This is a genomic window from Serratia sp. KG1D, from assembly GCF_037150675.1.
GTDB classification, from domain to species: Bacteria; Pseudomonadota; Gammaproteobacteria; order Enterobacterales; family Enterobacteriaceae; genus Serratia; species Serratia nematodiphila.
Genome location: NZ_JBAGIH010000003.1, coordinates 302,758 through 328,362 on the forward strand (window position 1 = coordinate 302,758; position 25,605 = coordinate 328,362).

The 25,605-nt window shown below is 56.6% G+C and carries 19 protein-coding genes and 1 tRNA gene; 2 read left to right on the forward strand and 18 right to left on the reverse strand.

Translation table 11 applies throughout. The annotated features are described in order from the left end of the window. Positions 1 to 86: 86 nt before the first annotated feature. Positions 87 to 1,538: a M20 family metallopeptidase gene (locus tag WFM45_RS16530; protein ID WP_336956471.1), complete on the reverse strand. Its 1,452-nt coding sequence runs from the start codon at positions 1,536 to 1,538 to the stop codon at positions 87 to 89. After that, entirely contained in the window at positions 1,535 to 2,851 is a 1,317-nt protein-coding gene (locus WFM45_RS16535) for a M20 family metallo-hydrolase (RefSeq protein ID WP_031300221.1), read from the reverse strand. Before WFM45_RS16535 ends, WFM45_RS16530 begins: the two co-directional genes overlap by 4 nt. Positions 2,852 to 3,123: 272 nt before the next feature. On the opposite strand from WFM45_RS16535, the gene WFM45_RS16540 reads away from it, so the two are divergent. Further along, a complete protein-coding gene (locus tag WFM45_RS16540) occupies positions 3,124 to 4,020 on the forward strand; it encodes a LysR family transcriptional regulator (protein ID WP_048325731.1) in 897 nt (298 codons plus the stop codon). 26 nt (positions 4,021 to 4,046) lie between these two features. Here WFM45_RS16540 and WFM45_RS16545 read toward each other — a convergent pair whose 3' ends face one another. The 16 genes from WFM45_RS16545 to WFM45_RS16620 all read right to left on the reverse strand — a co-directional run bounded on the left by WFM45_RS16545 (position 4,047) and on the right by WFM45_RS16620 (position 22,696). After that, entirely contained in the window at positions 4,047 to 6,170 is a 2,124-nt protein-coding gene (locus WFM45_RS16545) for a TonB-dependent receptor family protein (RefSeq protein ID WP_336956477.1), read from the reverse strand. A gap of 160 nt (positions 6,171 to 6,330) precedes the next feature. Then, on the reverse strand, positions 6,331 to 7,467 hold the full coding sequence (locus WFM45_RS16550; RefSeq protein WP_103086031.1) for an ABC transporter substrate-binding protein: 1,137 nt from the start codon (positions 7,465 to 7,467) through the stop codon (positions 6,331 to 6,333). A gap of 85 nt (positions 7,468 to 7,552) precedes the next feature. Continuing rightward, on the reverse strand, positions 7,553 to 9,700 hold the full coding sequence (locus tag WFM45_RS16555; protein ID WP_033632082.1) for a phosphocholine-specific phospholipase C: 2,148 nt from the start codon (positions 9,698 to 9,700) through the stop codon (positions 7,553 to 7,555). A gap of 122 nt (positions 9,701 to 9,822) precedes the next feature. Beyond that, a complete protein-coding gene (gene queF, locus WFM45_RS16560; RefSeq protein ID WP_033633579.1) occupies positions 9,823 to 10,662 on the reverse strand; it encodes an NADPH-dependent 7-cyano-7-deazaguanine reductase QueF in 840 nt (279 codons plus the stop codon). After that, entirely contained in the window at positions 10,640 to 11,536 is an 897-nt protein-coding gene (locus WFM45_RS16565) for a queuosine precursor transporter (protein WP_004937338.1), read from the reverse strand. The genes queF and WFM45_RS16565 overlap by 23 nt, the downstream gene beginning before the upstream one ends. After that, positions 11,537 to 12,151 (reverse strand): helix-turn-helix domain-containing protein, encoded by a 615-nt coding sequence (locus WFM45_RS16570; RefSeq protein ID WP_004937341.1) that lies wholly within the window; start codon positions 12,149 to 12,151, stop codon positions 11,537 to 11,539. Between the two features lie 529 nt (positions 12,152 to 12,680). Continuing rightward, positions 12,681 to 13,982: a cytosine permease gene (locus tag WFM45_RS16575; RefSeq protein WP_004937343.1), complete on the reverse strand. Its 1,302-nt coding sequence runs from the start codon at positions 13,980 to 13,982 to the stop codon at positions 12,681 to 12,683. Between the two features lie 20 nt (positions 13,983 to 14,002). After that, a complete protein-coding gene (locus WFM45_RS16580; protein WP_004937346.1) occupies positions 14,003 to 14,692 on the reverse strand; it encodes a helix-turn-helix transcriptional regulator in 690 nt (229 codons plus the stop codon). A gap of 27 nt (positions 14,693 to 14,719) precedes the next feature. Continuing rightward, on the reverse strand, positions 14,720 to 15,130 hold the full coding sequence (locus WFM45_RS16585) for a GNAT family N-acetyltransferase (protein WP_004937348.1): 411 nt from the start codon (positions 15,128 to 15,130) through the stop codon (positions 14,720 to 14,722). Positions 15,131 to 15,557: 427 nt separating this feature from the next. After that, positions 15,558 to 16,472: an alpha/beta hydrolase gene (locus tag WFM45_RS16590; protein ID WP_099982160.1), complete on the reverse strand. Its 915-nt coding sequence runs from the start codon at positions 16,470 to 16,472 to the stop codon at positions 15,558 to 15,560. A 639-nt stretch (positions 16,473 to 17,111) separates the two neighbouring features. Continuing rightward, positions 17,112 to 17,996: an ATP-grasp fold amidoligase family protein gene (locus WFM45_RS16595; protein WP_033632084.1), complete on the reverse strand. Its 885-nt coding sequence runs from the start codon at positions 17,994 to 17,996 to the stop codon at positions 17,112 to 17,114. A gap of 50 nt (positions 17,997 to 18,046) precedes the next feature. Beyond that, entirely contained in the window at positions 18,047 to 19,342 is a 1,296-nt protein-coding gene (locus tag WFM45_RS16600) for a lysine N(6)-hydroxylase/L-ornithine N(5)-oxygenase family protein (protein WP_336956481.1), read from the reverse strand. Positions 19,343 to 20,261: 919 nt separating this feature from the next. Then, positions 20,262 to 21,122, reverse strand: a complete 861-nt coding sequence (locus tag WFM45_RS16605) for a hypothetical protein (protein WP_228392543.1) — start codon at positions 21,120 to 21,122, stop codon at positions 20,262 to 20,264. A 36-nt stretch (positions 21,123 to 21,158) separates the two neighbouring features. Continuing rightward, positions 21,159 to 21,641 carry an Hcp family type VI secretion system effector gene (locus WFM45_RS16610; protein WP_004937359.1) on the reverse strand — a complete coding sequence of 161 codons (483 nt, stop codon included), beginning with the start codon at positions 21,639 to 21,641 and terminating at the stop codon, positions 21,159 to 21,161. Positions 21,642 to 21,688: 47 nt separating this feature from the next. Continuing rightward, entirely contained in the window at positions 21,689 to 22,171 is a 483-nt protein-coding gene (locus WFM45_RS16615) for an Hcp family type VI secretion system effector (RefSeq protein ID WP_004937362.1), read from the reverse strand. Positions 22,172 to 22,620: 449 nt separating this feature from the next. Beyond that, positions 22,621 to 22,696: transfer RNA gene (locus WFM45_RS16620), tRNA-Phe, on the reverse strand. A gap of 705 nt (positions 22,697 to 23,401) precedes the next feature. On the opposite strand from WFM45_RS16620, the gene speF reads away from it, so the two are divergent. After that, positions 23,402 to 25,567 carry an ornithine decarboxylase SpeF gene (gene speF, locus WFM45_RS16625; protein WP_336956681.1) on the forward strand — a complete coding sequence of 722 codons (2,166 nt, stop codon included), beginning with the start codon at positions 23,402 to 23,404 and terminating at the stop codon, positions 25,565 to 25,567. The last annotated feature ends 38 nt before the right edge of the window (positions 25,568 to 25,605 follow it).

The window sequence follows — 25,605 nt, forward strand, 5'->3', positions numbered from 1 at the left end:
TGTTTGCTCTGTTGTGTGATTGTTATTATTTGATTTATTTATAATTATACTTAGTGGCCCGGTTGTCCGGGCCCTGTCTGTTCATGCTATTCCAATGGCGATGGTTGCACCCCCTGCGGGATTGGGCAGCGGTACGGCTGTTCGGCGCGCCGGCGCTCGAACTCGCTGCGGCAGCGCGCCAGCAGGGCGCTGTCGCTCAGCAGATCGATGGCGGTCGCCGCCATCACCTTGCCGGCCAGGCACATGCCCTTATGGGCGATAGCGGTACGGCCCTGCGCCACCAGTTGCCAGGTGTGCAGCGGAGTGCCGAGTGCGAAACAAGGACTGAAGCATTGGGCGGTCGGCGCCACCCAGCTCACGTCGCCAACGTCGGTAGAGCCGTACAGCAGGTCGTCGGATTCCACATAAGGCGCGACCTCGTCCATCAGCACCTTATCTCCCAACTGCTGCACCCACTCGCGTCCGGCCGCGCCGCCGGTGCGGGCAATATTGAGTTTGGCGTTGCGCAGGTCGTCTCGGCTCAGGGTCTGACGGATCTCCTCGGCGAAGCGGCGCTCGGCATCGCTGTACTCGGGCAGACCGAAATCGCACAGGTTTTGATACATCGCGCGTTCCAGGCTGCGGTTCGGCACATAGTTGGAGCAGGCCTTGTCGAAGCGCACCTCCATCTGGGTGTCAGTCATCAGCGCTGCGCCCTTGGCGATGTTGATCACCCGTTGGTAAATGTCCTGCGCCTGATCGAGCTGCGGCGCGCGGATCAGGTACAACACCTCGGCGTCGGCCTGCACCACGTTGGGGGAGCTGCCGCCGGTGTTGGTGACCGCGTAGTGCAGCCGCGCTTCCTGCACGATATGTTCGCGCAGGAAGTTGGCGCCGGTATTCATCAGCGTCACCGCGTCCAGCGCGCTGCGCCCCAGGTGCGGCGAGTTGGCGGCATGGGCGGCGACGCCCTTGAAGTGAAACGCCGCCTGGATGTTGGCCAGCGTGCTGGTATTGAACATGCCGCTGAAGCCTTCCGGGTGCCAGGTGAGTGCGGCGTCGACGTCATCGAACAGGCCTTCGCGCACCATAAAGGTCTTGCCGGAGCCGCCTTCTTCGCCGGGGCAGCCGTAGAAGCGCAGGGTGCCGCTCAGCCGGTTCTGCTGCATCCACGCCTTGGCGGCGAAGGCGCCCGCCAGCGCGGCGGTGCCCAGCAGGTTGTGGCCGCAGCCATGGCCGTTGCCGTTTTCCACCAGCGGCTGCGGCGTGGCGCAACCGGCCTGCTGGCTCAGCCCGGCCAGCGCGTCGTACTCGCCCAGCAGCGCGATAACCGGGTGGCCGCTGCCGTAGCTGGCGATAAACGCCGTCTCAATGTCGCCCACGCCGCGCTCGACCGAGAAGCCTTCCTGTTCCAGCGCATCGGCCAGCAACGTGGCGGAATAGGTCTCGTTAAAGCGCGTTTCCGGGTGGTCCCAAATCGCGTCGCTCAGCGCGCTGAAGCGGGACTGGCGTTGGTCAATGTAGTCGTCGATAAAGGCCTGCGGTTCTGAGTTGCTCATGCTCCGCTCCCGAATGTCGGCAGGTTCAGCGCCAGCGACGCCAGCGTTTTCACCGCCACCGCCATCACCTGCTCGTTGAAGTCGAATTTCTCGTTATGGTGCCCGGCGCTCAGCTCGGTGCCGAAAATGACGTATGAGGCCTGGCCGCCGTGCGATTTCACCCGTTCCATCATGTAGGTGGCGTCTTCTGAGCCGGCGGCCTGTTCGCGGCGATCGACCACCGAGGCCAGCTCGGTTATCTGCTGCGCCTGGCGGCGGATGTAATCCACCCACGGTTGGGTCGGTTTGCTGCTCTGCGCCGCGCCCATCAGCGCGATATCGCAGGCGACGCCGTGCATTTTGGCGGCGCCTTCGATGGCGTTCAGCGCCTGTTGATAGACAAACGCGTTGATCTCATTGGTGGCGCCGCGCGTCTCCACCTTCATAAACGCCCGATCGGCGATCACGTTGCGGCCGGTGCCGGCCTGCAGCACGCCGACATTGATGCGCGAGCTGCCTTCGCTGTGGCGCGGGATGGCGTAAAGCCCCAGCGCAGCCTGCGCCGCCGCCAGCAGCGCGTTGCGGCCGTCTTCCGGCTTGGCGCCGGCGTGCGAGGCGACGCCGCGAAAGGTGACGTCCAGCTTGCTGGTGGCCATAAAGCTGTCGCTGCCGCACACCAGCTCACCGGCCGGCACGCCGGTGCCGATATGTACCGCGGTGAAGAAATCGACGTCGTCCACCACGCCGGCCTCCACCATCGATTTTGCGCCGCGTGTGCCTTCTTCCGCCGGCTGGAAGATCAGTTTGACGGTGCCGCGAAGCTGGGACTCCAGGCTTTTGAACACGTGCGCCAGCCCCAGGCCGATGGTGGTATGGCCGTCATGACCGCATGCATGCATCATGCCGCTGTTGCAAGAGGCGAACCCTTCACGGAACGGCAGGTGTTCGGGTTCCAGCAATTCGTTGAGATCGAGGGCGTCCATATCCACGCGGTAAGCGATAGTCGGGCCGGGGCGGCCGGTATCGAGCGTTGCGACGATGCCGGCGAAGCCGCCGGAAAAATGCGGCAACCATTTTTCCAACGCCCCCTGATTGCGGGCGCGCTGTTCCTGCGCTTCCAGCTCGGCGGGCGAGGGCAGCCCCATGCGCGCCTCTGCCTTGATGACCTCGCGGCCCAGCTGCAGGCGATAGCCCAGCCGATCGAGTTCTTCCGCCACCAGGGTGGCGGTGCGGAACTCAAACCAGCCGGATTCGGCATAGCGGTGGAAGTCGCGGCGCCAGGCCTGCAATTGCGGGTACAAATCAGCCACCAACATCGAAAGCGAATTAGTCATAGTGATATCTCATAAGTTATCGCGCGCTGGATCGCTCCAGGCAGCAGTTATGCTCTGAACTGAAATCAGACGGTGAAGCTATTGCAAAGAAAAAGGTGCGTTTGGTTACTAACTGCCGTGAATGGCGCTTATTGGCGCAGAAAATGCGCTTAATTAAGCGAAATAAGAATTTGGTTATTTATTATGTTTTTTCCGAATGTACACAATGGAATCTGGCTAAATAAGATGCCAATATCTTGCTATTGATAAACAACGGTTATCGCCTTTCGCCTATGCCAGCCTCGATAAAATTGCACCAATTACGTGCATTTGTGGACGTTAGCCGCCAGGGCAGCATCCGCGCCGCCAGCCGCACCTCTCGCCTTTCCCAGCCTGCGCTGACCAAGGCCATTCAGGAACTGGAAGAGGTGCTGGGCGCCAAGCTGTTTATTCGCCGCAGTCAGGGGGTGGTATTGACCGACTGCGGCGATAACTTTTTCCAGCATGCCAGCCTGATCCTCGAAGAGCTGCGGGTGGCGCAGGAAGACATTCAGCAGCGGCTGGGGTTGGCGGGCGGCACGGTGAATATCGGCGTTGGCGGCAGCATTGCGCGCACCGTGATGCCGCAAGTGATCACCCAGTTTCACCGTGAGTATCCCAACGTGAAGGTGCGCATCGTCGAGGGGCAACTGGTGTCGATGATCCCAGAACTGCGCCAGGGCGAGCTGGATTTTACCGTCAATACCTATTACCCCAGCAGCCTCGACAACGAGCTGCAGTATGAACGGCTGATGGAAAAAGAGTATCGGGTAGTGGTGCGCAAAGGGCATCCGATGGAGGGGGCGACCTCGCTGAAACAGCTGCAGCACTGCGACTGGACCATGCCGACGCCGAAAGGCAGTTATTATCGGCTATTGCACGATCTGTTTGGGGACTTGGGCATGGCGCCGTCGATCAGCGTGACCTGCGAGACCTTTATGGCCTGTACCAGCCTGGTGGCGCAGAGCGATTTTGTCAGCATTCTTTCGGTGGACGTGATTTCGGATCCGATTTTGGGCAAGCATTTGGTGCCGCTCGAGCTGGAAGAGCGTCTGCCGAAAGCGACGTTTTATCTTATCCAACGCAAGGACACCACCCTGACGCCGATGGGCGCGCACCTGGCGCGCCTGTTTCGCCTTTACTGTCGGTGATGCCGGGGCCCTGCCGGGCCCCGGCATTAGAAGGCGATTGACCCCTGCACGAAGAAGGTGCGCGGTTCGCCGACGTACTTGCCGAAGTTGTTGTCGTTGGAGCGGGTGAAGTAGCGCTGATCGAACAGGTTTTTCACCCCGGCACCCAGCGTCAGGTTCGACAGCTGCGGCCCGAAGTTATATTCCCCGCGCATATTCCACACCATGTAACCGGCGATATTGCCGAACTGGCCATCGGCGCTTTCCTGCGTGATGTACTCCGGCCCGGTGCCCGGCGAATGCTGTTTCGACTGCGCATAACCGTCCAGATTCCATACCCAGTTGCCGGTGGCGTAACGTGTACCGACGGTATAGACCTGGCGCGAGTAGAACGGCAGATCTTTACCGGCGAAGTCGCCCTTGTCGGTGCTGGCCTTGGTGTAGGTATAGCTGGTGTAGACGCTGGCGCCGTCGAGCGCGCGATTCAGCTCGCTGAGATCGTAGCTGAGTGCCAGCTCGATGCCTTTGTGCTTGGTGGCACCCATGTTGGTCCAGCCCACGTCATTGCTGATGTACTGCAGCTGGTTATCGAAGTCGATGTAGAACAGCGTGGCCTCGGCCTTGACTACGGTGTCGTCGTAGCGAGTGCCGAATTCATAGGTGTGCGCTTTTTCCGCCGTCAGCCCCGGCGCAGGCTGGTTGCCGTTGCCGCCTTTGGTCAGTTGGAAATACTGCATGCTGCCGAACGAAGTGTTGGCGTTGGCGAACAGTTTCCAGGCGTCGGACAGGTGGTACATCACGTTCAATGACGGCAGCGGCTCGCTGTAGCTTTTCTTGCGGCTGATATTGTTGAACGAATCGTCCACGTGGGTGCGGATGCTTTCATAACGCAGGCCCGGCGTGACCGTCCAGTTGCCGACGTTAATGGTGTCGTCGATATAGAACGCGTTGGCCGCGGTGCCGCCGGAGGTGTGCTGGTAATAATCCGGGGTCTCCGGCGTCGAGCCGATATTCGCCGGGTTATACCAGGCCGAACGCGACGCCTTTTCATCCATGGTTTCATTCAGGTAGCGGTAACCGAGGGTGATCTCGTGCGCCATATCCCAGAAACGGAAGACCTGCGAATAACTTGGTTCGATAGCCCAGGTTGAATAGTGGCGCGGATAGGAGACCATGCGCCGCTGGCCCGCGTTTTTGCCGGTGCCTTCCGATTCGATGTTGCTGCCGCGGTAGCTGTCGGTGAAGTAGGTCAACACTTCGAACTGTTTGTCGTCTTCCTGATGTTTGTACTTGAACGACATATCCTTGCGGCGGCCTTCGAACTGGTCCCACGGCCGCGTGGATTGGAACGGGTTTTGCGCGTATTGCGCGGTGCTCAGCCCGCCCGGCATGCCGGCTTTGGCGTCGTAGTAGTGGAAATTGGCCAACAGCTCGTCACGATCGGTGAACGCATAACGCGTTTTCAGCATGAAATCGTCGATGTCGCTGTTGTCGTTGTTGTCGCGGTAACCCTGGCCGTGCAGCCCGGAGTAGAGCAGTTCGGCGCCGAGGCCGTTGTCTGCGGTGCCGCCCACGGAGGCGCTGGTCAGGGTCTTCAGGCCGCCGTGGCTGGCGCCCTGGGTTTGTACGCTGGCGGTGCCGCCAAACGTTTTGGGAATGTCACGGGTAACGAAGTTGATCACGCCGCCGACGTTCTGCGGCCCGTAGCGCACCGCGCCGCCGCCGCGCACCACGTCCACCGATTGCAGATTACCGATAGACAGCGGGGCCATCGACAGCTGCGGCTGGCCGTAAGGCGCGACCGCCAGCGGGACGCCGTCCATCAGAATGGTGGAGCGTGGAGAAAGACGCGAAGTCAGGCCGCGCACGCCGACGTTAAGCGAGATGTCACTGCCGCCGGTGCCGTTGCTGTCGCGCACTTGCACGCCGGGTACGCCGCGCAGGCTATCGGCGATGGTTTGGTCGCCCTGTTCGTGCATTTGCTGCTGGGTGACGATGGAACGCGCGCCCGGATGGTTGAGCAGCACCGAACTGGTATCGGGGTTGTCCAGCCAGTTGCCGACGACGGTCACGGTGTCGGTATCGTTCTGAGATGAGTTATCAGTAGCAAGGACAGGGAATGCGACGGCGATGGAAGCCGTCAGCAGAGAAAGCCGAAAAAGAGGTGACATAATAATGCCTTAAGAGTTTCAGACCCGGATGTGTTTTTTTAGAAAAGACAATCTTAATGATAATTATTGGCAAGTAAATAGAATTGTTACGGGATAGTTAAGCGGGTAACTAAATAATGAATGCGGGAAACAGGGCCCGGCTGGCGGGCCCTGGCGGGGGTTATTGCGGCGTAAGCCAGAAGACGCCGCTGTAATCCAGCGCGGTGAATTTCCGGTGCACCATTTCGATATCCGCTTGCGGATCAATATCTTTAAACAGCGCCGGGTGCAGGAACTTGGCGATCGCCTCAACCGCGATAAAGTTGAGCGGCGTGTCGTAAAATTGATGGTAAATCGCCATCACGCGTTTTTCTTTCACCGCTTTCAGCACGTTAATGCCGGTGCGATCCAGCAGGTGCGCCAGTTTCTTTTGGCTGGTGGCCATATCGGTGGCGTAACCCAGCGGCACCGCCAGCGTGCCGCGATGGCCGCGGCTCCAGTCGGCGCCGGTCAGCAGATAGAAATCCGGGTTGCTGCTGATCACCTGTTCGACGTTCACTTCACCGCCCATGTCTGAAAACAGCGTGCTGCCGATATTATTGCCGCCGGCGGTCTCGATGAACTGCCCGAAGCTGCCTTTGCCGAAGGTGTTGCAGCACTGTTCGCCTTTGATGCCGGCGCTGCGCTCGATGAAGACGCTGGGGCGCTGCTCCGGTTTCAGCGTGGCGACCCGCTGCCGCACCAGCTCGAGGCGCTGCTGATAGAGACGGATGAAGGCGTCGGCATTGGGCTGCTCGTCAAATACTTTACCCAACAGCGCCATGCTGGCGACGGTGTTGGTCAGCGGCTGTTGGCGAAAATCGATGATCAGCACCGGGATGCCGACTTTTTCCAACTGGGTCAGCACGCCGCTGTCTTTCAATTTGCTCAGCAGGCCAATGTCGAAAATGATCAGATCCGGTTGACGCACCACCGCGCTTTCCACGCTGAAATCACTGGTGTAGGGGTTGTCGAAGGTGGGGATCTGCATGACCTGTGGGAATTTTTTCGCGTAGGCTTCAACCAGATCCGGCGCTTTGACCTTCAGCGAGTTGTCCCAGGCGATGATGTTTTTCAGCGGCTCCTGCGGATGCAGAATATTCAGCGCCAGCAGCGCGCGGGCATCGGCCAGGATAACGCGTTTGGCCGGTTGCGGCAGGGTGACCTGGCGGCCGGCGACATCGGTGACGACGATCGGCGCGGCTTGAGCGGCGCCGGCCAACAGTAAAACGCAGGCGGCCAACCAGCGGCCGGCTTTGGCGATAAGAACAGCGGGCATGAAGATCCTTGGGTAATCGGCGAAGAACGAGAGCGCAATGATAAGCGATATCCTTTCGATTTTTGAACTCCCTCGATGCCGATAGTTATTCATGGCCCATCAGCGGGTCGCTGACGCTGTGTTCGCCATCTTCCAGCCGCCCCGCCAGGCGACGCAGCCAGCCCCCGGCGCTTTGCAGCGTAATATCGTACCAACCGCCGCTGGCGCGGGCGTCAAACGCTTGCTGATGGCTGCCGCCCGCAGGCAGCGTGATAGGCCACGGGCCTTGCTGCGTGTAAGGGCAGCGTTCGAGGGTGACCGTTATCGCTTCGGGGGCCGGGTTATTCAACTGCAGCAGCAGGTTGCGGCCCGTCGGGCGCAAACGCACCTCCGGCTGCGGCCGGCTCAGGGCGCCGCGCAACTCACGATGAAAGCCGTTGGGGCCAAGCAGCCACAGATGGTACTCATTCTCCGTTTGCCAGTCGTCGCTGACCGCCTTGCCCGCCTCGACGGTAAAACGGCGCGGGATCTGCGCCAGATCGCGCCGGTCGTAGACGTGAAACACCGCTCCCTGCTCGCCGGTATTGAACAGGTTCAGCGTCACGCGGCGTTGCTCGACCGCGACGCTGGCCTCGACGTGCAGCTGGTAGGGTAACGCGCGGGAAGGGCGCGCCAGGCGGCGTTGATGGGGTAAACGCTGGTGGGCGGGCGATGGCAGCGGCACTTGCGGCAGCTGTTCCTGACGCTGGCGCAGGCCGTCGGCGGCGTGGCGGCTGGTGGCGGGCAGGCTCGGCAGCGCTTCGCCGTTAGGATCGACAAAGTTGAACGCCGAAGTGAGATCGCCGCACACCGCGCGGCGCCAGGCGCTGATGTTGGGTTCATGCACCTGAAAGCGCTTTTCCAAAAATTGCAGCACCGAGGTGTGATCGAAAACCTGCGAATTGACCCAGCCGCCGCGGCTCCAGGGCGACAGCACCAGCATCGGCACCCGCGGGCCGGGGCCGTAGATGCGGCCGTCCGGCGGCGGTTGATCCTGCGAGCCGGGCGGCGCCACGTGCTGGAAGATCTCGGTGTCGAACGGCACCGTCGATTTACCGGCGAAGCTGCCGTCTTCGCGCAGCGACGGCGCGGAAGGCGAAGGCATATGGTCAAAAAAGCCGTCGTTTTCGTCGTAGTTGACCAGCAGAACGGTTTTACTCCACACCTCCGGGTTGTCGGTCAGCGCGTTGAGGATCTCTTGGGTGAACCAGCCGCCCTGTACCGGGCTGGAGGGATCGGGGTGTTCCGAATAGGCCGCCGGCGCGATGATCCAGCTGACCTGCGGCAGTTTGCCCTGCTGCACGTCGGCGCGGAATCCGGCCAGCATGGCGTCCAGATCGTTGCCGTCGGCGGCCGGCAGGGTGTTGCCGTTGCCTTTGTACAGCGGTGCGGCCTCGTTGAGCGCATCGCTATAAGGCACGAAAGCGTTGAAGTCTTTCGGCGGCCACGCCGGGTTGCCCACTTGAATGCTGGCGGCGCGGTATTGGCGAAAACCCGCCAGCGGGTTGTCGGTAAAGTTGTCCGGCAGGAATTGATACACCTTCCAGCTGACGCCGCTCGCCTCCAGCCGTTCCGGATAGGTTGTCCACTGGTAGCCGCTGTCCGCCGGGCCGGGGCTGTCCCATTCGTTGACCACCACCGCCACGTCGGCGGCGGACGGGCCGTTGGTGCCGGTCCAGTGGAACAGCCGGTTGGTGTTGGTGCCGGCGTGGATGGAGCAGTGATAGGCATCGCACAGAGTGAAGGCGTTGGCCAGCGCGAACTGGAACGGCAGCTCCTGCTGGCGGTAGTAGCCCATCGAGGCCGGCGTTTTGTAGGTGGGCCAGGCGCTCATGCGGCCGTGATCCCAGGCGGCTTGCTCATCCACCCACGAGTGCGGCGTGCCGGTGACGCGCTGGGCGTTGCCGCGTTTGCTGTCCAGATGGTAGGGCAGCACCAGCCGTTCGGCGCCCTGTTGCTGCCAGACCAGGCGATCGCCGGGCAGTGGAATGGTAAATCGATCGCTGAAGCCGCGCACGCCCGGCAAGGTGCCGAAGTAGTGATCGAAAGAGCGGTTCTCCTGCATCAGGATCACCACGTGTTCGACGTCGCGCAGGGTGCCGGTGCGGTTATTGGCGGGAATGGCCAGCGCTTTGCGAATCGAGGCGGGCAACAGCGAGAACGCCGATCCGATGGCGGCAGCCCGCAGGATGTCTCTGCGAGAAAGGTCAGGCATGCGTCGTTAATCTCCGTCAGTGTGCTTTGAAGATAGCCGCTGACGACGATAATGGCGAAAAATAACAGGGAGATGAAAGCGAGAGAAACAATGCTCCCTGGCGGGAGCATTGGGGATGAGGCTTACTGTCTGATCAGGCGGCCGAGCGTCGGCGCCGTTTCGAAATCGCTGCGGAAGGGGTTGATGTCCAGGCCGCCGCGGCGGGTGTAACGCGCGAACACGCTGAGTTTTTCCGGGCGGCAGCTCTGCTTGATGTCGTTGAAAATGCGCTCGACGCACTGCTCGTGGAATTCGTTGTGCTGGCGGAAGGAGATCAGGTAGCGCAGCAGGCTTTCGCGATCGATTTGGCGGCCTTCATAGCGGATCACCACGCTGCCCCAGTCCGGCTGGTTGGTGACCAGGCAGTTGGATTTCAGCAGATTGGAAGACAGCGTTTCCGCTACGTGCTCCCCTTGATCGGCCGCGCCGCTCAGGTATTCCGGTTTGAAGGCGAAGTCGTCGACCGCGATATCCAGATCGTCGATGTTGATGCCCGGCAGACGATCGATCTGCGCCGGATAACCTTCCAGACCCGGATAGAGCTTGACGGTGACCTGGCCATTGGCCGCCTGCGACAGATCCTTCTGCATAGCGGCGCTCACCTGTTCCACGCTGTCGAAGCGCGTTTGGTTGAAGCTGTTGAGATACAGCTTGAACGATTTGGATTCGATCAGGTTCGACGAGGAATGCGGGAAGGTAAATTCGCCGATGCCCACCACCGGCTTGCCCTTGGCGTTGAGCCACGACAGCTCGAAGGCGGTCCACAGATCAAAGCCGCTGAACGGCAGTTGCCGCTCGTCCACGCCGATCAGATCGCGGCCGCGGGCACGCGGCAAGGCTTCGAGCAATGCGGGAGCATATTGATCCGGATAATCGGAGTTCGCGCCAAGATGGGTGATTTTATCTTGCTTTTGGATATGCATATTCATTGCCCTTTGCTTGTTCGGTATTGATGTAGCGATTAAACAGACTGCGGGTGGCGTAGATCGGCCCGACGCCCAGCAGGGCGTAAACCACCTTGATCAGGAACTGCGACAGGATCATGGTTTTGATGATGTCCCAGCTCAGCACGTTGTAGAACGCCAGAGTACAGAACACCACGCTGTCGATGGCCGAAGCCACTACGGTGCTGGTGATCACGCGCACAAACAGGTAACGGGAATTGGTCAACTCTTTGATTTTGCAGAGCAGGTAGGAGTTGACGTTTTCGGAGATCAGATAGGCCGCCGACGAGGCCACCAGCACCGCCATGATGCTGTGCACGATGCCGTTGTAGGTCTCGCTGTACTCCCACTGCGGAATGCTCGGCACCAGCGTCGTTACCCAAACGCCCAGGACGAAGGTCAGATTGGCGATAAACGAGATGATGATGGTGCGCCTGGCCAGCCGTAAGCCATAGAATTCGTTGAGGATATCCACCAGAATGAACGTGAGCGGGTAAATGAAGATCGCCGGCGGCGTGATGAGATTCAGCACCGGGATTTGGATCGGCTTGACGCCGCACAGCGTTGAGAAAATATAAATCACGCTGAGCGCCACGGTAATAATCAGGTAGGCGTACCAGGATCGTTCATGGCGATCGCTGAGCTCGTAGGCGGTTTTTTGTTGGTTGTCACCATAGAGTTTACGGTACAGCGCCTGCAGCTCATGCCGGCTTAAATCTTCTGATATTTCGCTGTCGGCCAGCTCATTCAGCCCCATGGTGATGGTTTTGCCGGTGGCTAATACCATAACATTGGCCGCGATGGTGCCATGCCGGGTGAAGCCCAACAGCTTGAACTTCTGATTCGGTTCCATTTATAGCCTTTCTCCAACGATGTAACCCAGGAATTGCACGGTGTCCTGAGGGCGTTTGTCCATGCTTTCGCTGTCTTTGTCGTCAACCACAAAGAAGCCGCTTTTTCCCGAGTGATACAGCAAAGGCGAATCGCAAATCAGTACCGGCGGGCGTTTGATGATGATGACTTCGCCGGGAATAAATGACCCTTTAATTTCGGTCTCTATTTTCATTGCCAACATGTTCGACTCATCGCCGAAGAAATAAGTCAAAGGGAACTCAGTGACCAGTTGCCCGATCTTGCGCTGCGAGACGGCCAGGTAGCGCGACTGCGGGATCACCGGAATGGCGGAAGGGTTCTTGTTGCCTTCGGTGGACAGCGTTTCGTTAAGCAGCTCCAGCTTTTCCAGATCGTAATCTTCGATCTCTTCACAGGAGACACCGAAGAAATCGGAGATCCGATTCACGGTGGATTGCTGAACGTTGTTCACTCTTCCGTCAAGAATTTTGTAGAGAGTCGTGCGCGTCAGGCCGCTGCGATTGGAAAAGGAAGCCTTGGTTTCACCGCGGGTACGCATCAGATATTCAATATTTTTAATGATGTTGATTTTGCGCTGTGCGTTGGTGGTTTTCATTGGCTGTCCTTACAAACATTACGCAGGCTTCACTATATCTTACACATTGGCGTTGTCCAGACAAAAAGGCGCAGGCGAGCAGGTAACGAACTGATTATTAGTAGTAATTATTGTTTTCCGTCAGCCGTTTAGCGCAATGATATCAGCGGAGGCGGTCTGCTTCCTCTGCGCGAAAGATAAAGCCGTGCAAATCAATTGATTAGGTTTCTCTTATGGAAAAGTGAACACAAAAGCCGGTTTTATGTTTACTTTTATGTTGACCAAAGCCGATTTCATGGGCTACTGTTCATGCAAGCTGAAGTTTCTCTTTACGATCAAAACACGGAAGCCGACAGTTTTTATAATAAAAAGCTCAGAGGGGGCGTTGCCACACTCTGAGCATAATGGATAGCTTGCTACCGACACCAGGGACCCTAACCACCACGGCCGTTTATCTGCGCGATCGGCTCATTCTTTTGCATTGAATCCCCTTTTCGAGCGTTTAACACTCCCCCGTTACCGGAGGAGTGCATTACCGCGTTCACGAAAATCAGAGCGATTTCTGTGATGCCAGCGGTTTTTGCGCCCGGCTGAAGACCAGTTTAAGCAGCCAATACAGCAGGCTGGCAGCGACCAGGGAATTGATGGTCGGTACGCCCCATTCGGTCGCCAGGCCAACAGCGCCGCCGGCGATGCTGGCGACGATCGCCGCCCAGCCGATAGTTGGCGTTTCGTTCGGCAACTGGCCGGTCCGGCGGCTCTCATCCAGGATTTTGCGATGGCTGCGCAGCAGATAATAGTCCACCAGCATGATGCCGATAATCGGCGGGAAGACCACGCCAAGCACCGTCAGGAAGTCGACAAAACGGTCAAGAATGCCCAGCACCGACAGCGTGGTGCCCAGAATACCGATCACCAGCGTAGTGTAGGTGTACTTCAGCTTCTTGCCGGTGATGCCTTCCACCGCATTGACGATGCCCAGCGAAGAAGAGTACAGGTTGAGATCGTTGACGCGCAGGGTGGAGAACACCACCACCAGCAAACCGGCGCCGCCGGCCGCTTGCGACATGATGGTGACCACATCCGCGGTGCCCAGGGTTTTGGCGATCAGGATCGCCAGGCCGTTCACCACGAACTCGCCGGCGATAATGGTGAAGAGCGTGACGCCGAGCACGTGCTTGCCGTTTTTGGAGTAACGGGTCAGATCGGGGGTCATCAGGCTGGCCACGATGGCGCCGCCGACGACGATGGTGATGCCGGCGCTGATGGTCAGCGGTTCACCCGGCGGCGCCAGCTGGATGATCTCCTGCAGGTTATGGCCGGAAAGCGCGGTCACCGAAATATAGGCCACCAGCATGATGAACATCGGCACCGCGATACGGGCGGCGATGCGCAGCGCCTTGAAGCCGAATGCCACCAGGATGGTCAATAGCGTGCCAGAGAGCCCGGCGGCCAGGCCGAAGCCCAGCTTATTGCCGAGCGCGAAGTCGAGCGACTTGGCGAAAATGGCGTTCTGAATGCCGAACCAACCCAGCAGGCTGACGGCAACCACCACGCCTATCAGCACCGAGCCCAGACGGCCGAAGCCGCACCAGCGCGCCAGCAGGCTGCCGGAAATGCCTTCGCGCATGCCCGCCAGCCCCAGGCCGTAGGTCACCACGCCGAAGATCAGGCTGCCGACGAAGATGGCGGTGAAGGCGTCAATCAGCGTCATGGAATTGCCGAGTACGGCGCCGAGCATGAACTGGTCCAGTGCGGTCAGCATGCCCATATGCACGATGGCTACGCTTAAAAACGAAACTCGTTTATCCTGCGGCACCCGGGTGAGCGGATAATCTTCGATCTTTATCACGGTGAGATCTTCCTTGCGGTTCAAATAAACTGAATGCCTTTGGTTATCAGGCGATCGGGAATGTAGTTATCCAGATTGGCGTATTTGCAGTATTCCTCAAATTGCTGCTGAGTATGCACGTTGGCCTTCTGGTAAATGTTATAAATGCGGTTTTCGATGGTCTTATTGCTGACATTATAGATTTTGGCGATCTCTTTCACCGTAAATCGTTGCAGCATAAGGAAAATAACATCGAGTTCGGCACGGGTGAACAGCTCGTTATTGACTTCGGTGGTCAACACGCTGGGTTTTTGCTGATTGATGTACTTCAGCGGCGACAGGCTGTTCATCGGCTTGGCGTTCCAGATCACGCCAATCACCTGTTTGTCATCGTTGTACACCGGCAGCTTTTCGCTGATAAACGGCGTCAGGCTGTCTTTGCCGTACCAGTAGTGCGTTTCTATGACCGTGACCCGATCGCGCGCTGCTTCGGTCATCTTGTCATGCTCGATAAAGTCGGCGGCGGAGTCGGCCCAGTCGGCGGGGAACTCGTGGTCATATTTGCCGGCGACGTCGAAATTCAGCGGCGTATTGGTATAGAGATAAGCGGCGCGGTTCATATAGAGGTGGCGGGACAGGTGGTCTTTGATGCCCCAGGGTTCGCTCAGGTGCTCCATCATGGTGATGAGGCCCTTAAAATAAGATTCATTATTTTTATGTGATGAACCCATACCCACCTCTGTGCCGCTCAGGCCGCGTTACAGGCTTTTAGCCAGATAATGGCGGGTGTGGCGATGCGCATAGTCGCCCAGCTCGCCGTAGACCCGGTAGCCCAATTTTTCGTAGAAGCCTCTGGCCTGGAAATCGAAGGTATCGACATAGGCCATATGGCAACCGCGCTTGCGGGCTTCTTCTTCGGCCAACTCCATCAATTGGCGGCCATACCCGCTTTTGCGGCATTGATCGCCAACCCACAGATACTGCACTTCCAGGCCGCCCCACCAGGTGCGCGCGACCAGGCCGCCGACGATCTGCTGGTTGTCGTCGGTAACGGTCAGGAACAGCGGGTGAATGTCTACGGGCTGGGTTTTGTGATTGTGCGCCCAAAGGCTGTCGATAACGAACTCTTCATCCTGCGGGTTGGGTTTGTCGGTGATATTAATATTCATTTTTAATATAATTCCCTGATTTAATTATTCAAAACTGAACTAGGCGCTTTCGCCCCAACCGCTTCTAATATCACTTTCGTTAATGTATTTCAAGGGTGGTTTTCACCCTTTTCCGCCTGGTGAGCGGGCGCTTATGATAGGCGCCACAGGGAGAAGAAAATAGTGAAACAGGCGGTATTAAAACGCTGAAATGCCCTGCTTACACCATCTTTTCCTACTTGCGCCTCACCAGGGCCCCACCGGGAAAACTGCAGTACTGTATGGCTCCACCGGATAGAGCAAGCTCACTTGCCGACGGGGGAGCCACTTTGTTTTTTGACGCGCCCGCCCGCGGCCACCGTTCTCTGTCTCAGATATTAAACACTCTTCTTATCAGAAGATATGCGCCGCAGATGAAAATGTGGCCGATGCCTTCTGAGCTGCGAATTCAGTCTTCTGCGATGACGCTGCCCAGCGCCGGCTCGATGGTCGCGCCCAGCATGGCGCCGTGCCCTAAGGCGGGCCATTCCCGATAGCCGACGGTGAAACCGTCGAGCTGCGCCAGCTGTTCGGCCAGCAAATGCGTCGCGTCCGCCGGCAGAGCGGGGCTCTTTACACCGGGCGGGGCCGCGCGATCGCGTTCCGCCAGGCCAACCCACAGTTGCAGCCTTACCGCCGGCGCCGCGCGCCGTTCCGTCATCCGCTGCGCTTCTTGCAGGATCATGCCGTTGCCCCACCACAGCGAGGGTTCCACGGCGATATAGCGCTGAAAGGCGGCAGGATGGGTAAACAACGTGTGCAGAACGAAGAGCCCGCCGTAGGAGTGCCCCCACAGCGTCTGCCGCTGCGGATCGACCGCCAGTCTGGCGGCGATCGCCGGTTTGATCCGAGTTTCAATCAATTGCAGGAACGCATCCGCGCCCCCGCCGGCCCGCGGCGGTGTCTTCATGCCTGCCGGCAGAGGGAGCGTATAGTCGTAGGCGCGGCCGGCGGCATCGATGCGCAGATCGTTGTCATAGCCGATCATGACCAGCACCGGCGGCCGCTTCGCCGCCGCCAATTTGGCCAGTAAGGCGGCGTTCAGCTCCATCAGCACCGCGTTGCCGTCGAGGAAATAAACCGTTGGATAGCCGCCCGGCTCAGGCGCCCGATGCGGTTGGGCGATGCGAACGCGGTAATGCCGTCGGCCATCGGCGGAGGTGAAGCGCAGGTCGCTGAAACGGTAATCCGCAGAATCGCTATCGGCTACGGTAGCGCCGATCTTGCGTTCCAAATCGGGCCTGGCCAGCACGGAACCCGGCAGCCAAAGGCCGATGGCGAGCGCCAGAAGCGCAGAGATAAAATGCCGGTTGGACAAAAACATGCGGGTTAACACCTTCGGAAAAAGGCCGATAGTAGCATCCGTTCGCGCCCGGCAAAAACCTACCTTTAGGGCGGATATTTCGGCCGCGAATGGCGGCCAAAATCCGGAAGAGGGCCGCCAGTTGCTTTGCCGGGTTAATAGCAACTCATTGTTATTATTGGTAAGTCAGGAATAAGAGAGATTGCAATTAATTAGAAATGGTTATGGTTTTTATGGGGAGGGGAATGGCGAATAGCGGGGGAAACACACGGTTATCAACGATTTTTAGCAAAAAAAGCCCTATAAAATAGGGCAAAGACACACAACAACACCAGGGAAACTTTCCGGTATCTTATATTATAGCTTCCTATACATATAGAACATTTTATTATAAATATGTAAGTGATTCTTATTGATTATCTAATGCCATTATTTTTCAAATGGTTATGTGGTCCGGCTGAGGTGTTGCGCTTGGGTCGGTTGCGGGCTATCAGGGATAGGTGGCGGGATTTTTCTGTAACGGCGGTATGAACAAGCGAGATCCTTGGCCCGATACCTTCAGGGCAATACCGGCCGACAGGCTGCGAACATACCGGCCGGTATTCCTCCTCGCGCTGGGCACTGCGCCGCCCGATCTTCCCTGCGAGCGTCCGGTGAAAATCAGTGCTGCTGCAGCGTCAGCATCTTGCCAAGCAAAATATCGGTCGGCGGCAAAATATCCGTATCCAATCCGGCGGAGGGGGTAAAGGTTAGCTCGCCAAAAATGATGTGGCCTTGCGAGATGTAGAAATCAACGCGAACAAACTCAAAGGGCGCCGACAAGCGAGTGGCGTACTCAAACAGTTCATCGTATCCCTCAGGCTTCACGAAAGCGTCTATCTCCTCCTGGCTCAATGCCAGGCAGTCTTCGCTATAGCAAAGGAACTTGAACTCTTTGTCGAAGAAGTAATATTTTGGCGTCCCGGTATCCCTGCCGACGCACAGCAAGGTGCAGTAAGGCACACCGCGGAAACAATAGATTTTATAGTCTTCAGGCCCGTGACCATTGGCCGATTCGATATACTTTTCCCCAATGATCTTTTTTTGTATCCCTTTGTAGTTGAGTTCTACATAGGTTTTCCAGTAATCGTCTTTCATCCATCCATCGATCAGATGAGAGGCGTTTTTAATGTTCAACGATTGTTTGTTTTGGCAAATTAAATTATACCCTGAACCGTGGTTTCCCTTAATGACAAACTTATCAGGCAGCGTTTCCCAGGGTATTTCCTGCACTGAATCACAGGAGAAATACAACTCATTGAGAATCTCTTCACATCCCTTTTCTTTGATGTACTCTCTCACCGCATATTTATCTGCACATTGAGTCACCAATGCGTTATTACTGTAGTCATTCAACTTAAGATGATTTATTTTTTCATTCCAGGTTGAGGGCGACTGTAAATTCAGCGGTTTGCCAAATGCCCTTTTGTATATCAATCTGGCCTTGAACTCGGGGGCTAATACGGCCAGTTGATCTAGAATAAACTTCTTGAATTGTCTCTTCATATACGTAATTCCATCAAAGCATAGTGACAATGATTAAGACGTTCTTGTATTTAAAACGCGGGCGGTACGCTTTCACTGCGCCATTGAATGGCTGTCGGCGTTGTTCCCAGATCAAATGGCTTGTGGTCTAACGCCCGATTAAGAATGCGGGCCGATCGCCAGGCCATCAGGCTCAGCTGAGGATCGGCAATGCCGTGATTATGCATACTGGCGTTCATCGCAAATAAGCAGTTCTCCACTGGGCCTTCCCACTCAAAGGTAAAGTCCGGGGCTATGCGGTATTCGCCGTCCGCAGTCTTTAACAACCGGTGGGCCAAAGGCTCAAGGAACTCAGGCGTCGCCGATTGATAACCGGTGGCAAAGATCACCACGTCCGCCTTGAAGGTTTCCTGGCCGTGATCGAGATGATGACGCGTTTCGAGCTGGTAGGCGTTATCCAGCGTGTGTTTCACGGCCGTCAGCGAACGGCTGGGCAGCAGGCGCACCCATAATTTCTCGCGCAGGACGTCGAAGCGGTGGTACATGGCGCGATAAATCGCCAGCAGCGACTCACTGGTGATGCCATCTGAGGTCATCTTCTGTTCGGCCAGCATATGCCGCTTGGCCGCGCTGTCCAGTGAGTAAAAGCTCTCGACGTAATCGGGCGTGAAGTATTCGTTGGCAAAAGCAGCCTCATCGAGCGCATTGTAGTTATTGCGGCGCGATATCCAGTCGAGCTGCGCCGGCTGCCCCCATTCCCCTTTAAAAATATTCAGGAACAGATCTGCGCCGCTCTGGCCGCCGCCGACGATCGCCACGCGTTTGCCGGCCAGATCGGGGTTGCGCAGCATCATTTCGCTGGCATGGAAACAGCGATCGCTTTGCGTCGTCACGCAATCCGGCAACTTTATTTTCTTGCCTATGCCAATGCTGACGTGTTTGGCGTGGAAGACCTTATTCGAGGTGGTCACCACGAACTGGCGCTGCCGATCGTCAAATTCGACCCGCTGAACGTCTTGATTGAATGCCAATGATCCCATCCCGGCGGCGGCCCAGGTGAGGTAATCGGCGAACTCTTCGCGCGACGCGGTGCGCTGCTCCGTCGTCAGGAAACGATAAAATTTTCTGTTTTTTACCAGATAATTGAGAAAGCTGTAGCGATTGGTTGGGGCAACCGCGCTCACTAAATCTTTTAAAAAGTTGGTCTGCATACTGCAATCCGCCAGGATCATCCCTGGGTGCCAGGAGAAATGAGGTTTGCGCTCAAGGAACTGTCCCGTAAATCCCTCTATTTCACTTCCTAAGGCTGCCAGGCTAAGATTCGACGGGCCAAGGCCAATACCGATGATATCCAAACGCTGATTCATTAATAAGCTCCAGTATAATGAGAATAATACCCAGAAATACGACTGCAGATAGGGTGGCTTATAGCAACCAGGCTGCCTTTTTCTTATAAGTAAGCTTCACGAATTAAATGTAATTAAAAGGTGTACGGGCCAAAAATACCGCAATTTTAAATGCCCGTTTAGCATTAGGTAGCGCATCAGGCAAAGGCTACGGGCGTATTTCTTTCCATGAAAATCCCTATGAAAGTTTGCGCGTGTATTTAATGAATATTCCTAAGTAAAATTCCGATGCCCCCCTGATTCATCAAGCCATGAAAACGGCCACCAGGGAGGATGCCCACCGTATGAGTTCTTATCTGCTTTTCTGATGTATATGCCATTGCACTGCCGGGCTCGGTGTATTCGATGCTTAGAATAGCCTTAAAATAGGCGCGGGGAAGGTGAAATAACGTGATATTAGAGGCAGGATGCTTTTTGCAAAGATGAAATCGGAAGTGAAATTATGAAATCTGTGCGTTGTAAGTTGATTTTTATCATTTAATTCAATATGTTATTTTGCGGCAGGGCGTCACACTTTTTCACTAAGGTGATACGCACACTTCTGTACCTTTATCTCCTCTTGTTGCCCCCCGAACGGCAATATTTTACCCCGAGTTGCACCCTATGGACGCGGAGGGTTCGTGTTAACTACCGGGGGTAGGGTTCGTTTAATTAATGCCGGACAAAGACTGCCCGGAGAGGACGCTTGCTCGAGCCGAGTGTGAAAAAACCTGGCCACGCTGGTGCAACGATCGCGTCCGATCCGGCAGTCTGCCTTGTCATCGTCATTGACCATTCTTACCGACAATAAAAATCTTTTCGTCAATTCGGGGCATTTTTGCACCCTGGACAGAATGACAACCGTTGCGCCAGAACCGCGAAGACCTGCCTGGTTGATCAATCACGGGAGCTTCAAATTGCTGAGGTAGTCATACTGGGCTTGCGAAATGTCCAGTTCCCCATCGCTGAAAAAGACTTTTATAAACATATCGCCCTGGCCGACGATATCTACACGTTGGTAAGTTCCCGTCACAAAACGGCGCACGATAGCCTGAATGGCATCGGTATGATTAGCAGGAACTGCATTGTTATCCGTGACTTTCTGTTCAAAAGTAATAGGGTGCTGTGCCTGAGGATCGGGACTGTATTGTGCGCGTTTGGCTGCGCTTTCGAACTTGAAATCATTAAAGGCGTTGTGGGTGGAGTTAAACATATCGGCAAGGTTTTTGATATGCGCCGCCATCTGATTCACGACCATGGTTTTATTGGTCACGAAGCGTTTACCCAAATACGTGCCAGTCACTACCGCGAGCTGGGCGGCATTTCTGCCTAAAATGCTGCCAACGCCAGAACCGGCCCCCGTCCATAATCCCGCGATCAAAACCAGACCGGCTCCGCCGACGGTACTCGACGCGATATTCTCAAAATGCTGAACACGCGCCCCCATTTGCCATGAGGTTCCGGGAAAAGAGACATTAATGCGGTTATCCAGGTGATTAATTCTTCCGCCTGGTCGTTGTCCTGACTCAATATTATTGGCGGTCAATCGGCGGTTGTTTTCATCTTTGAGTTCACCCAGCGTAAATGCGATCTGGCCGGTCTCCGTTTTTGTTAATCGAAAGACTTCTTCTGGTGACAGAGACCTGACGAGGATCAGCGCCTCATTCAAAATCTCACGGGTCAAAAAGTTGGCTGACACCCGATTATTCGATTCGTGTTGCGATGTCAGAGCTAAAATTTCATGTGACTTAGGAAATGCCATAATCCCCCCGCCATTACGATATGCACCGTAATGTGATTAGCTTTCTTTATTTTGCTTAATGTCCCAGCCCATCTGCACCGAAGCTCCTTTATTGCCTTGCTTCGCTTGCTCCCAGTATTCCATCGATACTTTACCGGCCTGAAAAGAGTATTCAATGCCTAGCGTGGAACCGTGCTCGACACCGATGAAGTCGGTATGAGTCACTAATACATCTTCCAGAGTAATGCGGGTATATTCCACTTCCTGCCCACCGGCTTTGCAAAGCGACAACTGCACCTTGGCGAGGTGTTTACCGGCCGAACAGTATTTCAATAAGGCAGGTGTCGCTTTATCTATCAGAGCCTGTACGGTCAGATCGCGAAAATTCACTTTACCCGTACCGCCGCCGCCGCCAACGGCCATATTGCCAGGCTGCCGCGCGCCCCAGTTAAAGGAGAAGACATCGATCCATTGCTTGTGATTCGCATTTTTCGATTCGCCATTAATGCCTTCAACTTTTAAAAACATATCCATTGCCATGATTTTATCACCCGATCATTAACGTATTGTTAGGTGCCCGAATGCACTTAGCTCTCTTTATTCTGCTTGATATCCCAACCAGATTTGCTTTCAGCGCCTTTAGTGCCGCTGCTGCCTTGTTCCCAGTAACTCATGGTGACTTTTGACGCCTGGAAGGCGTAATCAACCAGGATCGCATCATTTTGACCGACACCATTAAAATCGGTTTGCGTCACCAGCACGTCTTCGAGAACGATTTTGGAATATTCCACCTGGTTGCCACCCGCTTTGCATACGGAAAGCTCGATTTTCGCGACATGTTTTCCACTGGAACAATATTTAAGAATGGCGGGTGTAGATTTGTCGATAAGCGCTTGAATACGGAGGTCTTGATAATTCACTTTCCCGGAGCCGCCTCCACCGCCGACAGCCATATTTCCTGGCTGTGAAGCGCCCCAGTTAAACGAAAGTACGTCGGTCCATCCTTTATGATTGCTGTCTTGGGACTCGCCCGTCATTCCTTCAACTTTCATATACATATCAATTGCCATTGTCGCCGGATCCTCCATTATTTCGCGTTGGCAGCGGAATAGGATAAAAATGTCTTATCAATGGGTAAAATTCAGCATAGCCTTATATGAATGAATTAACAGCAATGTCGTTTTTATTCGGAATGTTCCTAGTTTTAATTCAATATGTTGTGATTTAACAAAGTGATACCTTTAGAGGTTCGTGGCTATATTCCATCACCGAATGACAATAAAAAACACTCGATAAACGGAGAATATGAGTGCGCTCGTTTGACGCGTGGAGGATTGGGGGCGGGCCTTTTGAGAAAGTGCACCTGTAATGCGAAATTGCACATCCATCGGATGATGCGGTGGCGCTTTAGCGCTGGCGCGCAGGGTGAGGCCGTAAGATCGAATAATCGAACGCAGTTCGATGGAGAGTCCGTACCCCAGAAAGCGAAAAACCCGCCATAGGCGGGTTATTCTAAATATGGTGCCCGGACTCGGAATCGAACCAAGGACACGGGGATTTTCAATCCCCTGCTCTACCGACTGAGCTATCCGGGCAACGGGGCGCATTAAACCGTATTGGCCGGATGGCGTCAATCGCTTTCTGTCACAAAGCCGATCGGTTGCTCTATTTTCAGGCAGCAAGCCCGGAGGGGCGGGGGACGGGGGGATATCCGCATTCAATAAATATGCATATAAAACGTGTATTTATACCATCTTAAAACGCGAGATTTTTGGTTTTTCAATTAAATAACAATGAATTATTCTTTAATCAATGGGCGTTCAATCAAGGCGATTCTCGCTTGAACCCTGCAACGAATCATGCAATCATTGCGCAAATTTTAGCACTCTCCGTTCCCTGACGGTGTTTCCGCTTCTTATAAGCCAGAGGGTTATTGGCATGACTGGTTTTGTTGCTCAAGCGCTGCTGCGCACCAGACATCTGACGCCGCCACCGTTCCGCCGTTGTTTCCTCCGCACGTCATCCGCCCGAATACGCCTGCCGGCCATGCGGTAAGGCCGCCTGACGCTCGCTGTTAGGCATGCGTAAAGCCAGCGCTGCGGCCCTGATTTTACTGATGCCTGTCGGACGCTGCCAAGACCAGTTCCCCCGATAGCCGCCTGATGATCCCCGATCATGAGCCGGTCACGCACGCCGCTTATGCTGCCGTGCCCGGGTATCGCTTTTACCGGGATAACCGCGTTATCTCATTACCGTGCCGGTGGCACACCCTCATCCTTCACCGTTTGAGAGTCAGCATGATGAAAGAATTGAAAATCGCGACCAGCGCCAGCCTGGTCGCCACCATTGAGACGCTGCGCCAGATCGTGCGCGTAGAGCAGACGGACTGCACCGACGTGGCGGCGGCGGTGGTGTCGGTCGCTGACGTGAACGCAGGCATTCTGGCGCGCTTGCAGGCGACGGGGTTCGACATTCCGACCTTCGTGGCGGTGGAAGGGGACGAGCATCTCTCGCCGGACTATCTGCCGTTTGTCAGTGGTGTTTTCGCGCTGCTGGCCGGCGCCAGCAAGCCGTTCTACATGGCGCAGCTGGAGGCCGCCGCCGACGCCTACGAGCAGGCGCTGCTGCCGCCGTTCTTCAAAACGCTGAAGACCTACGTCGAGATGGAAAACTCGACCTTCGCCTGCCCGGGGCATCAGGGCGGCGAGTTCTTCCGCAAACACCCGGCCGGCCGGCAGTTTTTCGATTTTTATGGCGAGACCCTGTTCCGTTCCGACATGTGCAACGCCGACGTCAAGCTGGGCGATTTGCTGATCCACGAAGGCTCGGCCAAGGATGCGCAAAAGCACGCGGCGCGGGTGTTCAACGCCGATAAAACCTACTTCGTGCTCAACGGCACCTCGGCGGCCAACAAGGTGGTGACCAACGCGCTGCTGACCCGCGGCGATCTGGTACTGTTCGATCGCAACAATCACAAATCCAACCACCACGGGGCGCTGATCCAGGCCGGCGCCACGCCGATCTATCTGGAAACCGCCCGCAACCCGTTCGGCTTTATCGGCGGCATCGATGCGCACTGCTTCGACGAACGCTATCTGCGCGAGCAGATCCGCGAGGTGGCGCCGGGGAAAGCCGCGGCGGCGCGGCCGTTCCGGCTGGCGATCATTCAGCTCGGCACTTACGACGGCACGATTTACAACGCTCGCCAGGTGATCGACACCATCGGCCACCTGTGTGATTACATTCTGTTCGACTCCGCCTGGGTGGGTTACGAAGGCTTTATTCCGATGCTGAAAGAGTGCTCGCCGCTGCTGCTGGAGCTGGACGAGCACGATCCGGGCATTTTCGTCACCCAGTCGGTGCATAAACAGCAGGCGGGGTTCTCGCAGACCTCGCAGATCCATAAGAAAGACGACCATATCAAAGGGCAAAAACGCCACTGCAACCACAAGCACCTGAACAACGCGTTCATGCTGCATGCGTCGACCAGCCCGTTCTATCCGCTGTTCGCCGCGCTGGACGTCAACGCCAAGATGCACGCCGGCCCCGCCGGGCGCCGCATGTGGATGGACTGCGTCAAGCTGGGCATCGAGACGCGCAAACAGCTGCTCACGCGCTGCTCGCAGCTGAAGCCGTTTATTCCGCTGCAGGTGGCGGGCAAGGACTGGCAGGATTACGATACCGATCTGATCGCCAACGACGCGCGCTTCTTCACCTTCGTGCCGGGGGAGACGTGGCACGGCTTCGAAGGCTATGCCCAGGATCAGTATCTGGTGGATCCGTGCAAGCTGCTGCTGACCACGCCGGGGATTGACGCCGCGACCGGCCAATACACCGAGTTCGGCGTGCCGGCCACCATTCTGGCCAACTTCCTGCGCGAGAACGGCATCGTGCCGGAGAAGTGCGATCTCAACTCGATCCTGTTCCTGCTGACCCCGGCGGAGAACCCGGCCAAGATGGAACAGCTGGTGGAGATGCTGGCGCAGTTCGAACGCTATGTCGAAGAGGATGCGCCGCTGAGCGTGGTGCTGCCGACGGTGTACCGCAAGAACGAGCAGCGTTACCGCGGCTACAGCATTCGCCGGCTGTGTCAGGAGATGCACGATCTGTACGTCAGCTTTGACGTTAAGCAGCTGCAAAAGGAGATGTTCCGTCAGGATCATTTCCCGCCGGTGGTGATGAACCCGCAGGACGCCAACGTGGAGTTTATCCGCGACAACGTCGAGCTGGTGCCGATCGGCCAGGCGGAAGGGCGCATCGCGGCGGAAGGGGCCCTGCCGTATCCGCCGGGCGTGCTGTGCGTGGTGCCGGGCGAAGTGTGGGGCGGCGCGGTGCAGCGCTACTTCCTGGCGCTCGAGGAGGGTATCAACCGCCTGCCGGGCTTCTCGCCGGAGCTGCAGGGGGTCTACATCGAGAAAAAAGATCACGGCTGGAAGCGTATCTTTGGCTATATGATCAAGCAGTAAAAAAAGGGCCGGTTCGCACCGGCCCTTCTCCTATCCAC

Excerpts from the sequence above, each read along its gene's own strand:
- WFM45_RS16530 (WP_336956471.1), bottom strand. The coding sequence starts at position 1,538 with ATGAGCAACTCAGAACCGCAGGCCTTTATCGACGACTACATTGACCAA.
- WFM45_RS16540 (WP_048325731.1), top strand. The coding sequence starts at position 3,124 with ATGCCAGCCTCGATAAAATTGCACCAATTACGTGCATTTGTGGACGTT.
- WFM45_RS16615 (WP_004937362.1), bottom strand. The coding sequence starts at position 22,171 with ATGGCAATTGATATGTATATGAAAGTTGAAGGAATGACGGGCGAGTCC.
- queF (WP_033633579.1), bottom strand. The coding sequence starts at position 10,662 with ATGCATATCCAAAAGCAAGATAAAATCACCCATCTTGGCGCGAACTCC.
- WFM45_RS16545 (WP_336956477.1), bottom strand. The coding sequence starts at position 6,170 with ATGTCACCTCTTTTTCGGCTTTCTCTGCTGACGGCTTCCATCGCCGTC.
- WFM45_RS16600 (WP_336956481.1), bottom strand. The coding sequence starts at position 19,342 with ATGAATCAGCGTTTGGATATCATCGGTATTGGCCTTGGCCCGTCGAAT.
- WFM45_RS16595 (WP_033632084.1), bottom strand. The coding sequence starts at position 17,996 with ATGAAGAGACAATTCAAGAAGTTTATTCTAGATCAACTGGCCGTATTA.
- WFM45_RS16570 (WP_004937341.1), bottom strand. The coding sequence starts at position 12,151 with ATGAAAACCACCAACGCACAGCGCAAAATCAACATCATTAAAAATATT.
- WFM45_RS16580 (WP_004937346.1), bottom strand. The coding sequence starts at position 14,692 with ATGGGTTCATCACATAAAAATAATGAATCTTATTTTAAGGGCCTCATC.
- WFM45_RS16590 (WP_099982160.1), bottom strand. The coding sequence starts at position 16,472 with ATGTTTTTGTCCAACCGGCATTTTATCTCTGCGCTTCTGGCGCTCGCC.
- WFM45_RS16610 (WP_004937359.1), bottom strand. The coding sequence starts at position 21,641 with ATGGCAATGGATATGTTTTTAAAAGTTGAAGGCATTAATGGCGAATCG.
- WFM45_RS16565 (WP_004937338.1), bottom strand. The coding sequence starts at position 11,536 with ATGGAACCGAATCAGAAGTTCAAGCTGTTGGGCTTCACCCGGCATGGC.
- WFM45_RS16605 (WP_228392543.1), bottom strand. The coding sequence starts at position 21,122 with ATGGCATTTCCTAAGTCACATGAAATTTTAGCTCTGACATCGCAACAC.
- WFM45_RS16535 (WP_031300221.1), bottom strand. The coding sequence starts at position 2,851 with ATGACTAATTCGCTTTCGATGTTGGTGGCTGATTTGTACCCGCAATTG.
- WFM45_RS16555 (WP_033632082.1), bottom strand. The coding sequence starts at position 9,700 with ATGCCTGACCTTTCTCGCAGAGACATCCTGCGGGCTGCCGCCATCGGA.
- speF (WP_336956681.1), top strand. The coding sequence starts at position 23,402 with ATGAAAGAATTGAAAATCGCGACCAGCGCCAGCCTGGTCGCCACCATT.
- WFM45_RS16585 (WP_004937348.1), bottom strand. The coding sequence starts at position 15,130 with ATGAATATTAATATCACCGACAAACCCAACCCGCAGGATGAAGAGTTC.
- WFM45_RS16550 (WP_103086031.1), bottom strand. The coding sequence starts at position 7,467 with ATGCCCGCTGTTCTTATCGCCAAAGCCGGCCGCTGGTTGGCCGCCTGC.